Here is a 22,054-nt window from a genome sequence, read left to right on the forward strand (position 1 = left end):
ATAGCAAGAGTGAACCACCTGATCCCTTCCCGAACTCAGAAGTGAAACCTCTTCGCGCTGATGGTAGTGTGGCGTTTGCCATGTGAGAGTAAGTCATCGCCAGCTTTTAAATACTAAACACCCCCTCCGCTAATGCAGAGGGGGTGTTTTTTATTGGGGAAGAAATTAAATAAGAAAAGAATAGATTAAAATAGTTAGCAACTCCTGTTATCACCACTATTAAGGCATACTATGGAAAAAGCACTAAACTTTGAGCCATATAAAAATTATTTAGAACTATATGATTACATAGATAATTTCCTATCAATAACTTCACTTTCATATGGAATAACAAACCAGCTCTTAAATAAGCATGACAAGGCTGATTTAACAGATATTGATATACCCCAGCCAAATAAGAAAACTTTATCTTTTTCAATGGCTGATATAGAGGTTAAAGATGTTGAATTTGTCTGTGGTTGGATTTCATATTCAGAATACGCCAATAAACTTGGATTATCAGAAAAAGAAGTAATTGAAAAGGCAGATATAGGACAGCTGGGTCATAAATCTGAGCACCCTAAAAGTGGTGAGAGGCTTTTGATTTGGCCTGAAGAATATCAAAATAAAGAATTGAATGAGCTCCCAGCCCCAGGAAAATCCAAATTCAAACCCAAGATTAGTATCACAGCTAAAGGAGATCTCTCAATTGATATTGATGTGCTAACAGGTTTTGAAGATAAACAAATGCAATTCGTCAGGTTAGCGCATGCTGTAGGGGATAAAGATAAAGTTACAAATAGGGCTGAAACAATGTTATTTCAAAGTAGTTTTTTACTCAATTGGACGGCATTTGAAGTTTTTATTCGGGAATCCATTCATGCTCTCTATCGATTGCACCCAAAAAAATTAACCAGAGGTCAAAGGGGTTCGGCTCAATCTTTATCGTACAAAGATATTTTTAATATGTCTGGTGAGTTCGAAAATATTGAAAAATTGAAGTCTTCTCTGATTGAAATGGAAATTGATAAACATCAAAAAGATGGTGAGTCCATAACAGGATTGATTAATTTTTTGAAGTCGGAATTCACGTTTGAAAATGACCCGTACAAAGCTTGGTATGTTTTAAACGGTGAACAAAAGAATGCATCATTTAATAGAATAACTGAGATCAAGGACGTCAGAAATGCTTTAATGCATAATGCAGGTAAAGATGTTGATACATTAATCAAAGAGTACCCGCACTTACAGAGAGATCAGAATAGTTTGATAATTAACAATGATTATTATTACGAAACTGTATTGATTATGAAGAGTGTTGCATTTTCTATTGCTAAAGATGTTGTCTTACGAAAGTATCAATCAAATGATTGCTGATACTGTAATTTTTATTTATATATTAGATTTTTATAAATTTCCACCAATTAAATTAGCTTGTGATGGCAGCATTATGCTTCTATTCAATTCAATAAAGATACATGACCAAATTTAGATTTTAATTTTAGTTGGCACTAAGAACTGGACCATTCCTTATGAAACTAAATTCTTTTTCACTACTCCTTGAAGACGATGACGAACTGCATTTGCCTGAATTGGTGTATTGGGCATCTTTAGGTGATATGGAACAAGTCGAACAATTATTGGCTGATGGTATAGACCCAAACCAAACTGATGAAGAAGGCTATAGTGCATTACAGGCTGCCGCTGAGAATGATCATTTGGCGGTGGTGAAGCTACTGGTGAGTAAAGGGGCAAATGTCGCTTATAAAGGTGAATATACTGCGCTGCAGCTTGCAGAAATGGCACAGCATGATGAAGTAATTGCTTATCTTAAAAGTCTTTAAATCACGCATAAAATGATAAATAAAAAGAAGCCCCATCATCCTGACGGGGCTTCTTAGTATTCAGTTTCTTGTCGTTTATATTCCTTATCAACGACCGCTTCCTGCGTATCTTGTTATTTTCAATGAGACTTCCTGTCTCTTTATGTTTTATATGATAAGGCAAAGTTTTCAATTGAACTATTCGCCAATGACGACGATGGTTGTAGGCTTAAGCTTACATGGCAAATATATACTTCATAATAAAAAAAGCGGAATCATCAGACTCCGCTTTATTCATTAATTTGATTTAGAAATGAATGTCTAAACCAACATATGGCCCTTTAAAATCAAATTTAAGATCATTTTTTTCATAATCATCTAATTCGATGTTTAAGATACGGTAGCCTGCTTTCAATCCTACATCGACTAATAAATTATCAATAAAGTTATATTGTAATTCTGCTTGGGCATCTGTGATTTTAGCATCATTAAAGTTGCTGTAGAGTAACTCGCCTTTAGCACTCAAACCTGTAAACGGTAGTTTGACCCCAGCTGAACCGTAGATCACTGGAATGGTTTTATCGATATCAGTTTTTGTTAAATTTAACGTTTTGACATCGCCATTCAAATTGGTTGCACCAAAACCAACATCTGCATTCACAACGTTATCTAGAATTTCATAATATAGAATGAAATCGGTATGATCGATATCTAAGTCATAAACAGGTTGACCTAAAACTTCATTTTCAGTTTGTGTTTTTAAATTCACATAACGGATTTTTGCATTTGGAATTAATGGAACAGGGTGTTCAACAGCAAGAGAAATTTGCGCAGCCCCTTTACGGTCAAGGTCTTGATCTTGAGAAGAAGTTTGGGTTGCCATATTTGCTTTACCGTCGTATGCCCAGTAGCTCACATCACCTTTGACACCAATAACATCTGCTTGTGCTAAACCACAAAGGCCTGTTCCTAAAGCAAGCAACGATATTTTTAAAATTTTCATCATATAGTCCTAATTTATGAGCATAAACCGTAATGAATTGTTGTGAATTCATCATAGATTGGGCGAATCATATAGTGATCTGTAAAATTATGCAGTAGTCTAATTTTAGTTTTTTGAAAAGAGAATAAGAAATGAAAGAGCAAGAAAACGTTGTTGAATATCCATTATATTTGGCTGGTAAAGCGGTAAAAACAGCAGCGTGGTTAGATGTACATCATAAATATCAGACTCAGGTTTTCGCACGAGTTGCTTTGGCTGATGCTAAAACTCTAGAAAAGGCAATTGCATCAGCTGTTAAAGCTGAAGCTGAAATGGCTGCTTTAAAACCTTTTGAAAAACAAAAAATATTGTTGCATTGCGTTAAACGGTTCAATGAATTGCGTGGTGAATTGACTGAGATTTTGATTGCGGAAGGCGGCAAGCCTCGTGGTGCAGCAAGTGCTGAGGTTGAACGGCTGATTAATACCTTCCAATTGGCTGCGGATGCAGTGACTCAAATGGATGATGGCCGAATAATACCTTTAGCTGTGACACCAGCAGCTTCTCGTTATCGTGGGATGGTTAAACAGGTGCCGATTGGCGCAGTTTCCTTAATTAGTCCATTTAATTTTCCTTTGAATTTAGTGGCGCATAAGATAGCACCTGCAATTGCAGCGGGTTGTCCTTTTGTACTGAAACCGGCAAGTTTAACGCCAATTAGTTCGCTTAAAATTGCAGAGGTATTGGCTGAAACAGATTTGCCTAAAGGTTCATGGTCAGTATTGCCTTGTGATCGTCAAGCGGCGGATATTTTAGTGACGGATGATCGTTTCAAGTTGCTCAGCTTTACGGGTTCTGATCAAGTCGGCTGGGATATGAAAGCGAGAGCAGGTCGTAAAAAGGTTACGCTTGAATTGGGGGGTAATGCTGCGGTGATGATTGAGGCGGATGCAATCATTGATGATGCTTTGATTGACCGTTTAATTGGTGCAGCTTATGGTCATGCGGGTCAGATTTGCATCAGCGTGCAGCGGATTTTAGTGCATGCTGATATTTATGCGGATCTAAAAAAGAAATTAATCACAAAATTAAAAAAGATTAAAGTTGATGATCCAAGTTTAGCAACGACATTGGTCGGTCCAATGATTAAAGAAGCTGAAGCGATTCGACTGAAAAAATGGATTGATAAAGCCGAGAAGAAAGGTGCAAAAATACTTGTTGGTGGTGTTTTAGATGGTGTTTGTTTTGAACCTACCTTATTGGAAAATGTTGATTCAAAGTTAGAAATTTATAAAGATGAAGCATTTGGCCCTGTTGCCATTTTAGAAAAATATAAGGATTTCGAGCAAGGAATTGCAACAATTAATCAAAGTCGTTTTGGATTACAAGCAGGAGTTTATACACAAAATCTCAATAAAATGTTGTATGCATGGGATCATTTACATGTAGGAGGTGTAATTATCAATGATGTGCCAACCTTCCGTGTCGATAATATGCCGTATGGCGGTGTGAAAGACTCAGGCTTAGGTCGAGAGGGAATTCAATCCGCGATTCGAGATATGCAGGAAGAACGGTTGCTGGCGATCAAGCAATAGATTATTCAGGTAGACCTTGTGATTCTGCACCTAATAGTTTTCTGTATCTTGAATTTATCATTTGACTGTAAGGTCAACTATTGACTGAGTTGAAAAATAATCAAACGCTCGAAAAGTGTGATTTTTTCGTCAGGAATTTACAGTAAAAAGAAATAAAAACAGGTATTGTTCAGCTATTAAAAGCAGAAAAACAAAATCCAATCTTTAAGGAAGATGGTTTGGTTTTTGCTTGTTTGTACATGGAAATAAGAGACCCACAAGGTTGAACTTTCATGCAAGCAAAACAAGATTTTTACGGTACTTTTCTCTCTGTTGGATAATAACAAGTGAACGCAGTTTGAAAAGTGCCACATGAATATATTAGGTGTTCTATGGCAGATTCTCGTGAAAACTGGACATCACGATCTGGTTTTATTATTGCAGCTGTAGGTTCAGCTGTAGGTTTAGGTAATATCTGGCGCTTTCCATATGTCGCCTATGAAAATGGTGGTGGTGCCTTTCTTATCCCGTATTTATTGGCACTTATCACTGCGGGTTTACCGCTTTTATTTTTAGATTATGCCACAGGTCATCGTGCTCGTAATTCTCCACCGAAAGCTTATCGTTCTTTGTTTAAAGGCGGTGAAACATTAGGTTGGTGGCAAGTCTGTGTCTGTATTATCATCGGTTTATATTACGCTAGTGTTTTGACTTGGGCGGGAAGTTATATTTATTTCTCGATCGGGCAAGCGTGGGGTAGTGATCCTGAAAGCTTCTTCTTTAATACTTACCTACAAACTTCAAAAGCTTCAGGTTTTGATTTTCAGTTTGTTAGTCATCTATTTTGGCCAATTGTGGGAATTTGGGCATTAACACTCATTATTCTTTATGGTGGGGTTAAAAAAGGTGTTGAATTATCGAACAAGATTTTCATGCCTTTACTGTTCGTATTGTTCACTATCCTTGTTGTTCAATCTTTACGTTTACCTGGTGCGGTTCAAGGCTTAAATGCTTTCTTTACGCCAAACTGGGCAGCGATGATGGACTATAAAGTTTGGTTAGCAGCTTATGGTCATACGTTCTTCTCACTTTCTGTAGGTTTTGGGATCATGGTGACCTATGCATCTTACTTGAAGCCTAAAACTAACTTAACAGGCTCTGGTTTGATCGTTGGTTTTGCCAATGCATCGACTGAAATCCTTGCTGGTATTGGTATTTTTGCTGCACTTGGCTTTATGGCACATGCTGCGGGTACAGAAGTTAAAGATGTCGTAAGTGGTGGTATTGGTCTGGCATTTATTGCATTCCCTAAAATTATTTCAAGCTTAGGTGCAGGCGCAGACGTATTTGGTCTCTTGTTCTTCTCATCGTTGTTTGTTGCTGGTATTTCATCGATGGTGAGTATTCTTGAAGTGCCAATCGCAGCAATGCAGGATAAATTGAAATGGGGACGTAAGAAGGCAGTAACGATCATCGGTGGTGGTAGTGCGCTAGTTTCAGTGATTTTATTCTCAAGCGTTAATGCCATTAAGCTGGTGGATATTGTGGATCACTTCATCAATAACATCGGTATTATTGGCGGAGCATTGGTTTCTATCATTAGTATTGCTTGGTTTAAACGCTCTGCTTTGATTGAACTCCGTGACCATGTGAACCGTATTTCTACGATTCAGTTAGGTAAAGGTTGGGCGTTTACGCTTACTGTGATCACATCATTGATCCTGTTAACGACTTTGAGCATGACAGTGATTAACTTGATTAAGAACGGTTACGATACTTACAGTATGAGCTTACAAGGCGTGTTTGGATGGGGCAGTGTCATTTTCTGTGCTGTCGTTGCGCTAGTTTTAAGCAGAATGAAAGATCGCTAGGAGAATAAAATTATGAATACTTCAGCAATCGTAATGATGATTATTTCAATGGTGTTTTTATGGGGTGGACTCGCTTTGTCGATTCGCCACCTAATGAAGAATCCAGAAGATTTAGATGATGTTCTTGAAGAAGTTAAAGATCAGCATACGCTGTGATTGATTCTTAAAAAAAAGCAGGCTTTTAAGCCTGCTTTTTTATTACGCTTGTTTTTGGATATGACAATAATAGAAACCATCACCTGATTGATTTGAAGGCAACAGCTGACGACCATGGATCTGTTCTATACCCCAATCCGCAGAGATTTTAATTTCTTTTGCATCGGGATGGTCTGCAAAAAACTCGACCATCTGCTGCTCATTCTCGACTTTTAATATTGAGCAGGTGATATAAAGCAGCGTACCGCCAACTTTCAGCTGTTGCCACATCTGTCTCAAAATCTGTTGCTGTAAAGCCACGGTTTGTGCGATGTCTGTGGATTGTCTGAGCAAGCGAATATCAGGATGACGACGAATAACACCTGTTGCAGAACAAGGTGCATCCAGCACGATACAATCGACGGGTTCTGGAGTCTGCCATGTGGTGGCATCGGCTGCGATAATTTCTACCTCAGTTTGATCTAAACCAAGACGTTCGATATTTTCAGAAACACGCAATAAACGTTTTGCATCATGATCTAATGCGATTAGCTTTTTAGGATTAAAGCGCTCAAGGATGTGCGCTGTTTTTCCACCAGGGGCAGCACAAGCATCAACCACCACTTTGCCATCTAGGTTCGGTAAGAGCGTGGCGCACAATTGTGCATGTTCATCCTGAACAGAAAAGCCACCTTCTTCGAAACCTGGTAAATGGGTAATATTGCCCGTTTGCTCCAAAACAATACCAACGTCGGAAAGCATGCAAGGACGAGCATCAATCTGTTCTTCGTCCAAAATCTCTAAATATTCATCACGACTAACTTGGCGTTCATTGACGCGCAGGGTGAGTGGCGCGACTTGTTTTAAGGCTTGGCACAGATGCTCTGATTGCTCAGGCCAATCTTTTTTGATTCTTTTGAATAACCAACTTGGTAAACCATGTGTATTATTCAAAGCTATTTGAAATTCATCTGTTTCACGTGAAACACGACGCAGAATCGCATTGACCAAACCACTCATTGGCTCGAAACCTAATTGCTTAGCAGCATTTACAGTTTCCGAGATTGCAGCATGTACAGGAATACGGGTACATAAAATTTGATATAAGCCAAGATATAAACAACTTTCTAATGCTTCATTGTCTAACGGTTTGGTGAGCAATGGTAAGGTAATGGCTTTTAATGAAAACCACTGGCGTAAACAACCTAAAGTCAGTTCGTGATATAAACCACGATCACGTTCAGAGACTATATTGATATGTTGATTCAATACGGAAGTCAAAGATTGTCCATTTTGAACAGCCAAAAGTGTTTTGATCACTTGCGCACGTAGATTCAAATTTTTTGTAGATGATTGATTCGATTGGCTCATGGGAGAATTTGTCCAAGATGTAATTTTTGAGTTTGGGCAATTTGGACAGCATTGAGCGCTTTACCACCTGACCACTGTAAACTGGTTAAGCAGACGACACTGTTTTCACCACAAGCGACATGTACGCCTTGCTTATCAATTGCAAGAATTTCACCTAATTGAGCATTTGCTTTACTGATTTCGGAGGGCATTGAACTCCAAACACGTAAAGCGTTATTTTCATCTAATTGAATAAAAGCCACAGGCCAAGGGTTGAACGCACGAATATTGCGGTCGATTTGGATTGCAGTTTGTGTCCAATCAATACGTGCTTCTGATTTCACTAATTTATGTGCATAAACCGTCAGGGATTCATCTTGAACTTCACGTTTGGCAATAAATGATTGCAAACTTTGCTCAGTTTCAAGCACGGTACAAATAGCTTCAGCACCTTGAGTCGCTAACTTGTCATGCAAGGTTGCAGAGGTATCTTCTGCAGTAATTGGACAATAGGTTTTGTACATCATATCGCCTGTGTCCAAACCAGCTGCCATTTGCATGATGGTGATGCCTGTTTCGGCATCTCCAGTCGCGATTGCACGTTGAATCGGAGCTGCTCCACGCCAACGAGGTAAAAGAGAACCGTGAATGTTTAAACAACCGTATTTAGGCATATCTAATACGGTTTGTGGCAAGATCAGACCGTAAGCGGCGACTACCATGACATCAGCACCCAAAGCTGCTAGCTCTTGTTGGGCAGCTAAACCTTCTTCAGTCGACGCTTTAAAATGCAGTGGTTGAAAAACAGGTAAGCCATGTTCAAGTGCAAGTTGCTTGACGGGAGAAGGTGTAAGCTTTTGTCCGCGCCCTGATTTACGATCAGGTTGAGTGTAAACCGCAATAATCTGGTGTGGTGTTTTTAATAATGCCGCCAATGCGGTTGCCGCAAATTCAGGCGTACCAGCAAAAATGATCTTCACAAAGATAATCCACAGAAAATTTACCCCAAATTATAAGCCAAAAAGCCACTAGCCCCTAATTAGGTGAAAGGAATTGTCTTTGAACAAAAAAAGATAGGTTCGCTGGTCATCAGTTAAACGATAACTTGTAGTATGATGGGAAAAGCTCAGTATCATTTCGCCAGAGAGAATGTCCTATTCATCTCGAGCACAAACTTGTTGGGAATAAAAAATGCCTGATTATCGTTCGAAAACATCAACACATGGAAGAAATATGGCTGGCGCGCGCGGTTTATGGCGTGCGACAGGTATGAAAGATGAAGATTTTGGCAAACCTATTATTGCGGTCGTCAACTCATTTACCCAATTCGTTCCAGGTCACGTGCATCTTAAAGATTTAGGGCAACTGGTTGCACGAGAAATTGAAGCTGCTGGTGGTGTAGCGAAAGAATTTAATACCATCGCGGTAGATGATGGTATTGCGATGGGGCATGACGGCATGTTGTATTCATTGCCATCACGTGATTTGATTGCGGACTCAGTTGAATACATGGTCAATGCGCACTGTGCAGATGCGATGGTTTGTATCTCGAACTGTGACAAGATCACACCAGGAATGCTCATGGCGGCTATGCGCCTTAATATTCCAGTGGTTTTCGTTTCTGGCGGCCCAATGGAAGCGGGTAAAGTTAAATTCCGTGGCGATGAAAAAGCGATTGACCTTGTTGATGCGATGGTTGTTGCTGCTGATGAAAGCTATACCGATGAAGAAGTTGCTGCTTTCGAACGCTCTGCGTGTCCTACTTGTGGTTCATGTTCAGGTATGTTTACTGCAAACTCGATGAACTGTTTAACAGAAGCATTAGGTTTATCATTACCAGGCAATGGTTCAATTGTTGCAACTCATGCCAATCGTGAAAAATTATTCCTAAAAGCGGGTCGTTTAGTTGTTGAACTTGCGAAACGTTATTACGAACAGAATGATGACAGCATTTTGCCACGTTCAATTGCAACTAAAGCTGCGTTTGAAAATGCAATGACGCTTGATATTGCAATGGGTGGTTCAACCAACACTGTATTACATTTACTTGCAGCTGCACATGAAGCTGAAGTTGATTTTACAATGGATGATATTGATCGCTTGTCTCGTCAAGTACCAGTGTTGTCTAAAGTTGCACCTGCAAAATCTGATGTACATATGGAAGATGTGCATCGTGCGGGCGGTATTATGGCGATCTTAGGTGAGCTTGATCGTGCCAATCTACTGAATACTTCATGCCCAACCGTACATGAAAAAACACTGAAAGATGCTTTAGATAAGTGGGATATTATTCGCACTGAAGATCCTGATGTTTATGAGTTCTATCGCTCTTCACCAGGCGGTGTTCCTACGCAAGTCGCATTCTCACAAAACCGTTATTATTCAACGCTTGATGGTGACCGTGAGAAAGGTGTAATCCGTAATGCGGAACATGCTTTCTCTAAAGACGGTGGTTTGGCGGTACTTTACGGCAACATCGCATTAGATGGTTGTATCGTTAAAACAGCGGGTGTAGATGAATCGATTCTGAGATTCACCGGCACAGCACGTGTTTTTGAAAGCCAAGATTCAGCGGTTGAAGCAATCTTAGATCATAAGATCGTTGCAGGTGACATTGTTGTGATTCGCTACGAAGGTCCACGCGGTGGTCCAGGTATGCAAGAAATGTTGTATCCAACAAGCTACTTGAAATCAAAAGGTTTAGGTAAAGACTGCGCTTTGATTACGGATGGTCGTTTCTCTGGTGGTTCTTCAGGCTTATCAATTGGTCACGTGTCTCCTGAAGCTGCTGAAGGCGGTGCGATTGGGTTGGTTGAAGATGGCGATACCATTGAAATCGATATTCCAAATCGTACGATTCACTTGAATGTAGATGATGCAACGATGGCTCATCGTCGTACGGTTCAAGAAGCAAAAGGCTGGCATCCAGCTGAAGAGCGCAAGCGTAAAGTTTCTAAATCACTTAAGATTTATGCAATGCACTCTACGAGCGCAGCAAAAGGCGCTGTTCGCGTTCTGTAATTCTGATCGCCGCTTAAAGCGGCGAGATCCCTCTTACAATAAAAGGGGGATTTTTTTTTGATTTTATTAGATACTGAAGATAATTTTTGCTGACGTATAAATTGATACGTGAGTACAATTTCATTCACTTACAGATTTTATGACCATTAGAGGCTATCGACATGTCTTTGTTACGTCGTTGGTTTGATCCCATCCGATCGCGTTGGTTTTACCAAAAACCTTCTCGTCAGGCGGAATTACCCACGGAACAGGGTTTAAGCATTTATCTTCGTTTAGACGATGTTTATAGTTATCTTGCGGTACAACAACTGGATCAGTTGAATGAGATTTTGAGTGACGAACTCAAACCATTAAAGGTGATTATATCTAGACAGGGTGCAGAACCCCCAAATGGAATGGCTGCCCAAGATTGGCTTCAATATTGTCTAAATGATGCCAAGATTCTAGCAAAACAGCATCGTTTTGGATTTGACGATACACCTGAAATACCAACAGCAGAAGCCTTACAACAAGCAGAAATAATTCTAAGAAATACGCCATTAAGAGAACAAAATTTTTTACATTTACTAGAAGATGTTTTTCATATGCTTTGGCAGCAGCAATATGGAAAATTACGTACTTTGCATACCATGGCCAGCAAGCATCAAACTCCACAAAATTACCCAGAACGCATTTTTAAAGATGTGCCAGTGATTGCTAGCTATTTCGAATTTGGTGAGCGTAAGTATCAAGCTGTTGATGATTTATTACGTTTGACCCGCCGTTTAAAACAACAAAAACTACTTACGGGTAATCCTATCTTTTTGATTAATCATATTGAATGGCGAGAGCATTTAATCAATGACGGTGAGTCTATAACTGAAGTTCAAGGTTTGCATCCAGAGCTGGATTTATATATCGCACTTGAAGACCCAATGAGCTGGTTATTACTCGCCTACATCAGAGAAGAACTAGCAAATTATTACAATATCCAATTAAGCGTGTATCCATTAAGTTATCAAGGACGTGATTGGTTTGATTGGAGTTTGGCAACACGTGTTTCTAAGCGGACACAAGTTGCATTTACACCTTTTTGTCGACCAACCAAAGAGGCAACCTATGAAATGGCAAAATTGTTTTATAGCGTTCCTGCTGATCAACAAGTCGACTGCATGCATGAGATTTTAGAAGCGGTTTGGACACGTGGAAAAGACTTATCCTTTAAGGCGCATTTTCAAAAAATGCAAAAGCGTCTGGATATTGACCAACTGACTGAACAAGATGTTGAACAATGCTTAAAGCAAAATGATGTTCTGTGTCAGGAAAAGCATCAACCTGATTTTCCAGTCTTAGAGTTTCGTATAGACGGACAAACTTATGTGTTTAATAGTTTGTATCGAGTGTGGATGATTGAAAGCATTATCAGTAATGTTTTAGAAGAAAAGTACAAACAACAAAGCCAAGAGTAACTTTGAGCATTTTAATACTGAACAATAAAAAAGGAAAAAATGATGGGAACATGGTCACATGAATCGTTTGGAAATGACACTGCAAATGACTGGGCATACGAACTAGAGGATGCGACAGACTTTTCAGTGATTGAGGCTGCTTTACAGGTGGCACTTGATGAGGGCGATGAGTATTTAGATGCTGATTTAGCGATGGAAGCCATTGCTGCGATTGAAGTCATTGCAAAGCGTCTTGGCAAAGGGACTCTCCGATGTTTACACTGAGAAAGTAGATCAATGGTTAGAAACTATTTCGGAGCAACCAAGTGATGATCTGTTGTCATTGGCGAAGCGTGTTTTGGAACGAATAGTTGCTGATGATTCTGAACTCAAGGAATTGTGGCTAGAGTCCGATGAATATGAGTTATGGTTGGGGAACATTCAGCAGTTAAATGATGCTTTACAGTAAAAAAGGCAGCTCATGCTGCCTTTGACAATTAAATTTTTATTTTTTTAGGCTAAACAGAACATTTAGAAAGATAGCGGCGAAGGTTGCTGTACCAATTCCACCTAAGTTAAAGCTTCCGAATAATAACTCGAAATTACCCGCACCCAAGATAATTGTCACAGATGCAACGATCAGATTTTTATTATTAGAGAAGTCGACTTTGTTTTCGATCCAGATTTTTGCGCCAGCAATAGTAATTAAACCAAAGACCACAATTGAGGCACCAGTAAGTACCGCGGTAGGAATTGTGCTGATCACGGCACCAAATTTTGGTGATAGACCTAAAAAGATTGCAAAGACACCAGCGATTACAAAGACGATGGTTGAATAAACACGGGTAACAGCCATGACACCGATATTTTCACCGTAAGTCGTCATCCCTGGTGCACCCACACCACCTGATAACGTGGTTGCTAAACCATCGGCAACAAATGCTTTACCTAGTTGAGGGGTTAGGTCTTCGCCTGTCATTGCACCCACTGCTTTGATATGACCTAAGTTTTCTGCAACTAAAATTAATGCAACAGGTGCAATAATTAACATGGCATTCATATCAAAAGTAGGATGAGAAAAGCTTGGAATACCAAACCATGGTGCTGCCGCGATTTGTGAAAAATCGATTGGTTTTCCAAATCCAAGCACATTCGTCGCGATGACGTAAATGGCATAGGCAATCAGTAAACCTACCAACAGTAATAAACGCTGTAATAATCCTTTGGTAAATACCGCGATAACACCCATGCTCAGCACAGTGATGAGCGCCATCCACATTTCAAAAGGCTGACCTGCAACGCCTTTGATTGTTACTGGGGCAAGGTTTAAACCAATGATCATTACGATCGCACCTGTTACAACAGGTGGCATTAATTTTTCAATCCAGCGTGTGCCTGTCAACATGACGGCAAAACCAATTAAAGCATACAAGATACCGCAAGCAACGATACCTCCAAGTGCAACTGATAGATTCGGGTTTGCACCAGAGCCCGTGATGTGACCTGTAGCGGCTGCAACCACACCAATAAATGCAAAACTTGAACCGAGATAACTCGGTACACGTCCACCTGTGATCAAGAAGAAGATAATCGTACAAATCCCTGACATTAAAATCGCGAGATTTGGATTAAAACCCATCAGCAATGGCGCAAGAACAGTTGCTCCAAACATTGCAAATGCGTGTTGTACCCCGAGTACCGCGCTTTGTAAGGGCGGTAAATATTCGTTTGTCGCAACAGGGCGATGATCAATCTTCCCCTGATACGGCTGCCATTTTGGAAACCAATTTGACATAAAGTAGACTCATTATGTGATATCAGCGCGTATGATACCCTGTCTTAAATTATGCTTTCATCTATTGGTCATTGATCTGAATGAACGCAAATGGTCATAAATTTCATATTTTTACCTTTTGGTAAAATATATATGTAAATAAACTTTAGAATTCATTGTTGATTTTGCTTGTTGTATTTGCAAAATAGCTCAATTTAATTTTTAAAGTAAATTTAAAAAAATTTTGTCCAGTTGGCATATTTTGCCAATTTAGCCCTCATCAAACTGAATTATTTGATGAGGGCTAGACATAGAGAATGATTAACCTGTATTGCGAAGCCCTGCGGCAATACCAGCAATACTCACCATTAAGGCATGATCAACAGGTGTATGTTCTGTTTGATGCTCAGCTAAATATAAACGACGACGTTTCATCAACTCAGCTTGCAACAAATGAAGTGGCAATAGATAAGGTTTTCTAACCTGCATCGACTGATCTAAGACTTCATTATTGCTCAGAAGTTTAGACTCACCTTTCAGATTCAAAAGTGTATCAACCGCATTTTGTAATCGTTGTCTTAACTCTATCCCGAGAGCTTTGAGGTCCTGATCATCAGTCAAATGAGATTCGTAATACAACGCAATGTCTGCATCTGATTTAGACAGTACCATTTCCAACATATCAATTAAGGTTTGGAAATACGGCCACTGATCTAGCATGTCATTGAGCGTATTTTTATGTTGTTCATGCACTTGATTAATTGCGGTGCCAGTTCCCAGCCAAGCGGGCAACATCAAACGAATTTGTGTCCAAGCAAATACCCATGGAATTGCACGTAAAGATTCGATGCCGCCACTGACTTTTCGTTTTGCTGGGCGTGATCCCAATGGCAGCATTTGCAGCTCTAATTCTGGTGTAACGGTACGCAAATAGCTCACAAAATTTGGATTCTCACGAACTGTTTGGCGATATACCTTAACGGAGAGATCCGTCATCTGATTCATCAAATCACGCCATTCTTTCTTAGGTTCTGGCGGTGGTAATAAAGTCGCTTCTAAGGTCGCAGCGGTATAGATTTCCAAGTTTTGTAAGGCAATCCCTTCTAAACCAAATTTAAAGCGGATCATCTCACCTTGCTCAGTGACACGAATAGCACCCGAGATCGAGCCTGGTGGTTGAGAAAAGAGAGCTTGTTGGGTTGGAGCACCGCCACGACTGATTGAACCACCACGACCATGGAATAGGGTTAATTGCACATCATGTTTTTTTGCAACAGCGGTGAGTTCTTCTTGTGCACGATATTGAGCCCAATTTGCTGACATAAAGCCTGCATCTTTGGCAGAGTCAGAATAACCAATCATCACTTCATGTTTGCCATGGATATGCTGCTTGTACCAATGCATATTAAACAAGGTATCCATGGTTTTGGCAGCGCCGTCCAAATCTTTCAAGGTTTCGAACAATGGCACGACACGCAGAGGATGTTGAATACCCGCTTCTTTTTGCAAGAGCAATACAGCCAACACATCACTAGGATATTCAGCCATTGAAATGATATAAGCCCCTAAACTCTCTGCTGGTTGCTCAGCTAGAGTACGCATAGTGGCAAACACTTCGAGCACATCTGGATGTTGAATGAGACTACCTTCTGGCTCATTCAAATACTTAGGTAATAATGGACGTTTACTTTGTAATTCTTGAATCAAGAAGTTTTGACGCGCTTGTTCTGTCCACGATTCGAAATTACCCAAACCTAAATATTCCGTAATCGCAGAAATGGCTTGACGATGACGACCTGATTCTTGGCGGATATCGAGTTTGAGTAGTTCAATCCCAAAACAATTCACACGATAAATAAAATCAAGCAATTGTCCATTGGCGATTTCCGCAAGGTTACTGTCCACAAGGGAGCGATAGCAAAGCAGAAGAGGGGCCAATAATTCATCTTTATTTCGAATGATATTGCTATCGTCGGCATCCAAACCTTGTAAACGTTGACCTAAACAATAACGTGTTGCTTTAAGTCGTTCACGGGTAATGCGTAGATATTCACGGTATGGCTCAGGATGTTCATAACCTAAAGCTTCACTAAGCTCTTTAGAACAATTTTGGATAGAAAGTTCCCAACGTAGATTTTCAATATCTCGGAGGTATAAATCTGCAGCCTGCCAACGCGATAACCACAGGACTTCCTGTGTCACTTGATGAGTGACATTCGGATTACCATCGCGGTCGCCACCCATCCATGAGGCAAAACGGATCGGTGCTATGCTGAGAGGCAAAGCTTGCAGGCAATGCTGTTGTGTTAATTCATTTAATTCACGAATAAATTTAGGTACAGCATTCCATAACGTTTGTTCAATCGTTGCAAAACCCCATTTTGCTTCATCTACAGGTGTCGGGCGGTGTTGACGGATTTCATCGGTTTGCCATGCAGAGGTGACTAGCTGTTTGAGTGTGGCGATGGTCTGTTGACGTTCACGAGGCGTTAATTTCTTTTGATCAAGCTGTGATAGACAATCCGTAATATCATCATATTTTTGGATCAGGGTACGACGACTCACTTCTGTTGGATGCGCTGTGAGTACTAGTTCAATTTTTAGATCGCAAATTTGTTGAAATAATTGTTGTTCAGAAATTTGCTGATTTTTAAATTTCTCAAACAGATGAGTGAGTGGATTTGGGCTAGGCGCATGCTCGTCAAACTCCGCATGACGTCGGCTACGTACCACGTGATATTGTTCAGCGATATTAGCGAAGTTAAGAAAATGTGAGAATGCTCGTGTTAAGGGCAAAATCTCCTCATCTTTTAGCCCAAGGAAAAGCTGTTCTAACTGCTTCTCTGCTTCTATTTGACCGTCACGTGCGCCTTTAGCTAAAGCGCGAATTTGCTCAATTTGATTAAACAAATCTTGCCCAGCATGTAGTTTTAATGTTTCGCCGAGTAAGTTGCCCAGTAATCGGACGTCTTCCCGTAATGGAGCTGTGATTTGTTGAATCATTCTATTTCTCCTGATGTTCTCATTCGACTATAACGTGATTGAGAGACAATCCAAGAGCAGAACGTAAAAAAATGTGAATTTTATTTAATTTTTGGGTTGATATTTAAGCAAAAAAAGCTCAATCGCTTGTTGAATCATCTGATCGATTTCATTCGCGGTCGGCACTTCATCCAATCCGAGTAGAACTCGGTAATGACGTAAGCCCAACATTAAAGACACGATTAATTCAGTTTGTTTTAAAGGATCGTCAGCACGAATAAATTTAAGTGCAATTGCCTGCTCAAAAAAATTACACCAAACATTGCTCATACGTGTATGTGAAGCATCGAAAAACTGCTGTGTTAAAGGGCTTTGTTCTGCTGCGAGTTTGAACAATAAGCGATCAAGTTTTAATGCCTCAGGAAGATAAATAATAGTTAAAGCACGATGGCACATCAGATAGAGTGCTTGTGTGAAATTGGTTTCTGCCGTGAGAATGATTTCTTTAGCACAAATAGATTCTTCACAGGTTTCTTCTATTGCACAGATAAATAAATTTGCTTTGTCTTGAAAGTGGTTATACACGGTCAGTTTCGTGACGCCTGCTTCTTTGGCAATTTGATTCATGTTGGCAGCGTGATAACCCATTTTTAGGAAAAGAGATTTCGCAGCCTGTAAAATTTTAGCTCTTTTTTCCAAATCTTTAGGGCGACCACTACTGTTTTGCACGTTATCGTTCTCTTTTAATTAAATTAAAAATCAAATAAATAACTTTAATTTTTAATTAGTGTACTCATGGGTATATTAATTAAAAAATAAACAATTTATCATGATATTCATATTGTGCCTTAAAAAATCAATTTGAATAAGAGCGAAAAAGAGATGAATCTGCTAAATCATGTAATTGTGGGATTGCTCGTACTCAGCAGTGTCACTTTAACAGCATGTCAAAAAGAGGTTCCAAAGACGGAAGAAATTCCTTATGTCATGGTCGCGCAACCGAGTAGTAATCATATTGATCAAAAAAGCTATGCAGGTGATGTACAGGCGAGACAGCAAACGGCATTGGCATTTCGTGTTGGAGGACAAATTACCGAACGCTTTGTCGATGTTGGTGATCGAGTCAGAGTTGGGCAAGTATTAGCGAAGTTAGATGTTAAAGATGCTCAGTTACAACTTAATGCAGCTAAAGCACAGCTAGACAGTGCACAAGCAGCAGCAAAAATTGCAGCGCAAGAATATCAGCGTTATCAGCAATTATTGCCAGTAAATGCAGTCAGTCGCTCACAATTTGATGCGATCAAAAATCAATACGAAGCAGCGCAAGCAAGTTTGCAACAAGCACGCTCAAACTATGAAGTTTCTTCGAATCAAACGGGATATAACCAACTGATCTCCAATAAAAATGGCGTGATTACCGAACGTCAAATTGAAGTGGGTCAGGTGGTTGCAGCAGGACAGGCTGCCTATCTGCTCGCGATTGATGGAGAGCGTGAAGTTGTATTTGGAGTCCCTGAACAAGCAGTCGCAACGATTAAAGTGGGGCAGCCTGCTTGGGTCACACTGTGGTCTCAGCCAGACCTTCGCTTTGCAGCTAAAGTACGAGAGGTTTCTCCTGCTGCTGATCAATCTCGAACATTTACGGTCAAGGTTTCCTTATTGGAAGGTCAATCTAGCATTCAGTTGGGACAAAGTGCGCGTGTATTCTTTGTTGCAAATCAAACAAATGTCCTCAGCGTCCCACTCTCTAGTGTGACGGCTAATGATCAGCAGGCATTTGTATGGGTCGTGACGACAAATAAGACCTTACGTAAAGTTCCAGTTCGCTTAGGCGCCTATGGTCGAGATAGTGTTCCTGTCCTGTCTGGTTTAAAAGCAACAGACTGGGTTGTGGTTGGCGGTGTGCATTTGTTACGTGAGCAACAAAAGATTCATCCTGTAGACCGAGAGAATCGTGAAGTCACGATCAAAACTGGAGGTTAATCATGAAATTTAACCTCTCAGAATGGGCACTGAAAAATAAAGGCATTGTGCTTTATTTTATGCTGCTACTCGGCATCGTCGGGATTATGTCTTATTCCAAGCTGTCGCAAAGTGAGGATCCACCTTTTACCTTTAAAGTGATGGTGGTACAGACTTACTGGCCTGGTGCAACGGCTAAAGAAGTCTCGACACTCGTGACCGATCGAATTGAAAAAGAATTGATGACCACAGGTCAGTATGACCGCATCATGGCTTATTCACGTCCCGGTGAATCTTTGGTGACTTTTGTTGCTAAAGACAGTTTACCTTCGAGTGCAATACCTGATGTTTGGTACAACGTCAGAAAAAAGGTCAATGATATTCGCCATCAGTTACCCAGTGGTGTACAAGGACCATTTTTCAATGATGAGTTCGGCGATACTTTTGGCAACATCTATGTCCTTACAGGGAACGACTTTGACTACGCGGTAATGAAAGAATATGCCGATCGTTTGCAACTGCAATTGCAACGAGTCAAAGATGTGAGCAAGGTCAATTTAGTCGGATTACAAGATCAAAAAATATGGATTGAATTATCCAATACCAAAGCGGTGCAGCTCGGTGTACCTGTGACAGCCATTCAAGAAGCGATACAAAAGCAAAATGATATGGCAAGTGCAGGATTCTTTGAAACTGGCACAGATCGTATTCAACTTCGCGTCAGTGGACATTTGCACAGTGTAGATGATCTGAAAAAAATGCCGCTATTGGTCGGTGATAAAACCATTCAATTGGGGGATGTTGCTGATGTTTATCGGGGCTTCAGTGAACCTGCTCAACCTCGTATGCGTTTTATGGGGGAAAATGGCATTGGCATCGCGGTTTCGATGCGCAAAGGCGGTGACATCATCGCTTTGGGCAAAAACTTAGAAACCGAATTTAATCATTTGCAGAAATCATTGCCTGTGGGCATGAAACTTCAAAAAGTTTCAGATCAACCAGTCGCAGTACAACGCAGTATTCAGGAATTTTTAAAGGTATTGGCTGAAGCGGTCATTATCGTTTTATTGGTCAGCTTCTTTTCATTGGGTTTTCGCACAGGACTGGTGGTGGCTTTGTCTATTCCACTCGTTTTGGCAATGACCTTTGCAGGGATGAATCTATTTGATGTCGGTCTGCATAAGATTTCCCTCGGTGCCTTGATTCTTGCACTCGGTTTGTTGGTCGATGATGCCATTATTGCTGTTGAAATGATGGCAATTAAAATGGAGCAGGGCTATAGCAGACTCAAAGCAGCAGGATTTGCGTGGCAAACCACGGCATTTCCAATGCTGACAGGAACATTGATTACCGCAGCAGGTTTCTTACCGATTGCAACGGCACAATCAGGCACTGGTGAATATACACGTTCTATTTTCCAAGTCGTAACCATTGCGTTAATTGTGTCATGGATAGCAGCCGTACTCTTTGTTCCATATTTGGGTGAAAAATTACTCCCTGACTTCACCAAGCAACAACAGAAAGCAGCATGGTATTTGAGGCTTTGGGCGAGATTGCGGAAACAGCCTGAACCTGTTGTACAGGCACATGGACAGCACCATGATCCCTATCAAACCAAGTTTTATCAGTCTTTCCGTCGTATGGTAGAGCTCTGTATTACGTACCGTAAAACAGTAATCGCAGTCACGGTGGCAATCTTTGTTTTATCAGTTGCGATGTTTAAATTCGTTCCTCAACAATTCTTTCCACAATCTAACCGTGCAGAAATCTTAGTGGATTTAAAGCTTGAAGAAGGTGCGTCACTGACAGCGACTGAACAGGCTGTTAAAAAGGTGGAGTCATTCTTATCTAAACAAAAAGGGATCGATAATTATGTTGCCTATGTTGGAACAGGTTCTCCTCGCTTTTACTTACCTTTAGACCAACAACTACCGCAAGCCAGTTTTGCGCAGTTTGTCGTACTCGCATCGTCTTTAGATGATCGTGATGAAATTCGCCGTTCTTTAGAAACGCAAATCAAGCAGTTATTGCCTCAAGTGCGTACGCGTGTTTCGTTGCTCGAAAATGGTCCACCAGTGGGATACCCATTGCAATATCGTGTTTCAGGAGAAGATCTAAGCACCGTGCGTCAATGGGCACAAAAAGTGGCAAAAGTGATGAGTGAAGATCCGAATACCACCAATGTGCATTTAGATTGGGGCGAGCCAAGTAAGATTATTGCTATCGAAATCGATCAAGACCGTGCGCGTCAAATGGGTGTTACGAGTTTTGATTTAGCCAATTTCTTGAATGCTTCGGTGACTGGTACAGTGATGAATCAGTATCGCGAAAAACGTGAGTTAATTGAAATTCGCTTGCGAGGAGATCAGGCTGAGCGTGCAGAAGTGGCATCTTTAGCATCTTTAGCAGTTCCGACAACGCAGGGCACAACAGTCCCATTGGCACAGATTGCAAAAATCGAATCACGATTTGAAGAAGGATTGATTTGGCATCGTAACCGTTTACCAACCATTACTGTAAGAGCAGATATTCGTAGCCATCTACAACCTGCCACGGTAGTTCAGCAGTTAGCTGATCAGATGCAGGACTTGCGTGATGATCTGCCAAATGGTTATTTGCTCGAAGTTGGGGGAACTGTTGAAGAATCTGCTAAGGGTCAAAGTTCAGTCAATGCAGGAATGCCATTATTCCTAGCTGTAGTGATGACTTTGCTCATGATTCAATTACGCAGTATGTCGCGTGCGACGATTGTATTGTTAACCGCACCATTAGGATTAATAGGCGTTGTTGCATTCTTGCTATTGTTTAATAAGCCTTTTGGTTTCGTCGCTATGCTTGGGACAATCGCCTTGTCTGGTATGATCATGCGTAACTCATTGATCTTGATTGATCAGATTGAGCAAGATATTCAGGCTGGACAAGCAGCATGGGATGCGGTGATTGATGCGACGATGCGACGATTCCGTCCGATTGTACTGACAGCACTCGCTGCAGTTCTTGCAATGATCCCACTTTCACGCAGTATTTTCTTTGGTCCAATGGCTGTTGCAATTATGGGTGGATTGATTGTTGCGACCTTATTGACCCTATTTTTCCTGCCTGCACTCTATGCAGCGTGGTTTAAGGTCAAAAAAGCAACATATCTAACGTAATTATTTTGTGAATAAAGGTGCG

At 40.6% G+C, this 22,054-nt stretch carries 17 protein-coding genes and 1 rRNA gene; 12 read left to right on the forward strand and 6 right to left on the reverse strand.

Annotation, left to right across the window (positions count from 1 at the left end; genetic code table 11):
* The 3 genes from rrf to ACSC97_RS11945 form a co-directional block, all read left to right on the forward strand.
* A 5S ribosomal RNA gene (gene rrf / locus ACSC97_RS11935) occupies positions 1-105 on the forward strand; the annotation flags it as partial.
* 126 nt (positions 106-231) lie between these two features.
* Positions 232-1,356 carry a hypothetical protein gene (locus ACSC97_RS11940; RefSeq protein WP_436661125.1) on the forward strand — a complete coding sequence of 375 codons (1,125 nt, stop codon included), beginning with the start codon at positions 232-234 and terminating at the stop codon, positions 1,354-1,356.
* 155 nt (positions 1,357-1,511) lie between these two features.
* Positions 1,512-1,823, forward strand: coding sequence for an ankyrin repeat domain-containing protein (locus ACSC97_RS11945; protein ID WP_436661127.1), 312 nt, complete (start codon positions 1,512-1,514; stop codon positions 1,821-1,823).
* Positions 1,824-2,109: 286 nt separating this feature from the next.
* On the opposite strand, the gene ACSC97_RS11950 is transcribed toward ACSC97_RS11945, so the two are convergent.
* Positions 2,110-2,805, reverse strand: coding sequence for a TIGR04219 family outer membrane beta-barrel protein (locus ACSC97_RS11950; RefSeq protein WP_436661129.1), 696 nt, complete (start codon positions 2,803-2,805; stop codon positions 2,110-2,112).
* A gap of 131 nt (positions 2,806-2,936) precedes the next feature.
* On the opposite strand from ACSC97_RS11950, the gene ACSC97_RS11955 reads away from it, so the two are divergent.
* The 3 genes from ACSC97_RS11955 to ACSC97_RS11965 all read left to right on the forward strand — a co-directional run bounded on the left by ACSC97_RS11955 (position 2,937) and on the right by ACSC97_RS11965 (position 6,385).
* The gene (locus ACSC97_RS11955; RefSeq protein WP_004951060.1) at positions 2,937-4,379 is read left to right on the forward strand and encodes an aldehyde dehydrogenase family protein; all 1,443 of its coding nucleotides are present in this window, start codon (positions 2,937-2,939) and stop codon (positions 4,377-4,379) included.
* 371 nt (positions 4,380-4,750) lie between these two features.
* Positions 4,751-6,229: a sodium-dependent transporter gene (locus tag ACSC97_RS11960; protein WP_004910343.1), complete on the forward strand. Its 1,479-nt coding sequence runs from the start codon at positions 4,751-4,753 to the stop codon at positions 6,227-6,229.
* A gap of 12 nt (positions 6,230-6,241) precedes the next feature.
* Entirely contained in the window at positions 6,242-6,385 is a 144-nt protein-coding gene (locus ACSC97_RS11965) for a methionine/alanine import family NSS transporter small subunit (protein ID WP_004910340.1), read from the forward strand.
* Between the two features lie 42 nt (positions 6,386-6,427).
* On the opposite strand, the gene rsmB is transcribed toward ACSC97_RS11965, so the two are convergent.
* A complete protein-coding gene (gene rsmB / locus ACSC97_RS11970; RefSeq protein WP_436661132.1) occupies positions 6,428-7,735 on the reverse strand; it encodes a 16S rRNA (cytosine(967)-C(5))-methyltransferase RsmB in 1,308 nt (435 codons plus the stop codon).
* On the reverse strand, positions 7,732-8,694 hold the full coding sequence (gene fmt, locus ACSC97_RS11975; protein WP_039047241.1) for a methionyl-tRNA formyltransferase: 963 nt from the start codon (positions 8,692-8,694) through the stop codon (positions 7,732-7,734). Before fmt ends, rsmB begins: the two co-directional genes overlap by 4 nt.
* Before the next feature lie 211 nt (positions 8,695-8,905).
* On the opposite strand from fmt, the gene ilvD reads away from it, so the two are divergent.
* The 4 genes from ilvD to ACSC97_RS11995 all read left to right on the forward strand — a co-directional run bounded on the left by ilvD (position 8,906) and on the right by ACSC97_RS11995 (position 12,631).
* A complete protein-coding gene (ilvD, locus tag ACSC97_RS11980) occupies positions 8,906-10,735 on the forward strand; it encodes a dihydroxy-acid dehydratase (protein WP_436661134.1) in 1,830 nt (609 codons plus the stop codon).
* Between the two features lie 161 nt (positions 10,736-10,896).
* On the forward strand, positions 10,897-12,183 hold the full coding sequence (locus ACSC97_RS11985; protein ID WP_436661136.1) for a hypothetical protein: 1,287 nt from the start codon (positions 10,897-10,899) through the stop codon (positions 12,181-12,183).
* A 42-nt stretch (positions 12,184-12,225) separates the two neighbouring features.
* Entirely contained in the window at positions 12,226-12,447 is a 222-nt protein-coding gene (locus tag ACSC97_RS11990; RefSeq protein WP_436661138.1) for a DUF4259 domain-containing protein, read from the forward strand.
* Positions 12,416-12,631 carry a DUF4259 domain-containing protein gene (locus ACSC97_RS11995; RefSeq protein WP_436661140.1) on the forward strand — a complete coding sequence of 72 codons (216 nt, stop codon included), beginning with the start codon at positions 12,416-12,418 and terminating at the stop codon, positions 12,629-12,631. The genes ACSC97_RS11990 and ACSC97_RS11995 overlap by 32 nt, the downstream gene beginning before the upstream one ends.
* Before the next feature lie 36 nt (positions 12,632-12,667).
* Here ACSC97_RS11995 and ACSC97_RS12000 read toward each other — a convergent pair whose 3' ends face one another.
* The 3 genes from ACSC97_RS12000 to ACSC97_RS12010 all read right to left on the reverse strand — a co-directional run bounded on the left by ACSC97_RS12000 (position 12,668) and on the right by ACSC97_RS12010 (position 17,647).
* The gene (locus ACSC97_RS12000; RefSeq protein WP_004910321.1) at positions 12,668-13,957 is read right to left on the reverse strand and encodes a solute carrier family 23 protein; all 1,290 of its coding nucleotides are present in this window, start codon (positions 13,955-13,957) and stop codon (positions 12,668-12,670) included.
* 300 nt (positions 13,958-14,257) lie between these two features.
* Complete coding sequence (gene ppc / locus ACSC97_RS12005) at positions 14,258-16,939, reverse strand: phosphoenolpyruvate carboxylase (RefSeq protein ID WP_005403483.1); 2,682 nt, start codon at positions 16,937-16,939, stop codon at positions 14,258-14,260.
* Between the two features lie 84 nt (positions 16,940-17,023).
* Positions 17,024-17,647: a TetR/AcrR family transcriptional regulator gene (locus ACSC97_RS12010; RefSeq protein WP_436661143.1), complete on the reverse strand. Its 624-nt coding sequence runs from the start codon at positions 17,645-17,647 to the stop codon at positions 17,024-17,026.
* Positions 17,648-17,800: 153 nt separating this feature from the next.
* On the opposite strand from ACSC97_RS12010, the gene ACSC97_RS12015 reads away from it, so the two are divergent.
* Both ACSC97_RS12015 and ACSC97_RS12020 read left to right on the forward strand, forming a co-directional pair.
* Positions 17,801-18,901: an efflux RND transporter periplasmic adaptor subunit gene (locus ACSC97_RS12015; protein ID WP_004910310.1), complete on the forward strand. Its 1,101-nt coding sequence runs from the start codon at positions 17,801-17,803 to the stop codon at positions 18,899-18,901.
* A 2-nt stretch (positions 18,902-18,903) separates the two neighbouring features.
* Positions 18,904-22,032 (forward strand): efflux RND transporter permease subunit, encoded by a 3,129-nt coding sequence (locus ACSC97_RS12020; RefSeq protein ID WP_129261256.1) that lies wholly within the window; start codon positions 18,904-18,906, stop codon positions 22,030-22,032.
* The last annotated feature ends 22 nt before the right edge of the window (positions 22,033-22,054 follow it).

The organism is Acinetobacter sp. P1(2025) (assembly GCF_051390655.1).
GTDB classification, from domain to species: domain Bacteria; phylum Pseudomonadota; class Gammaproteobacteria; order Pseudomonadales; family Moraxellaceae; genus Acinetobacter; species Acinetobacter junii.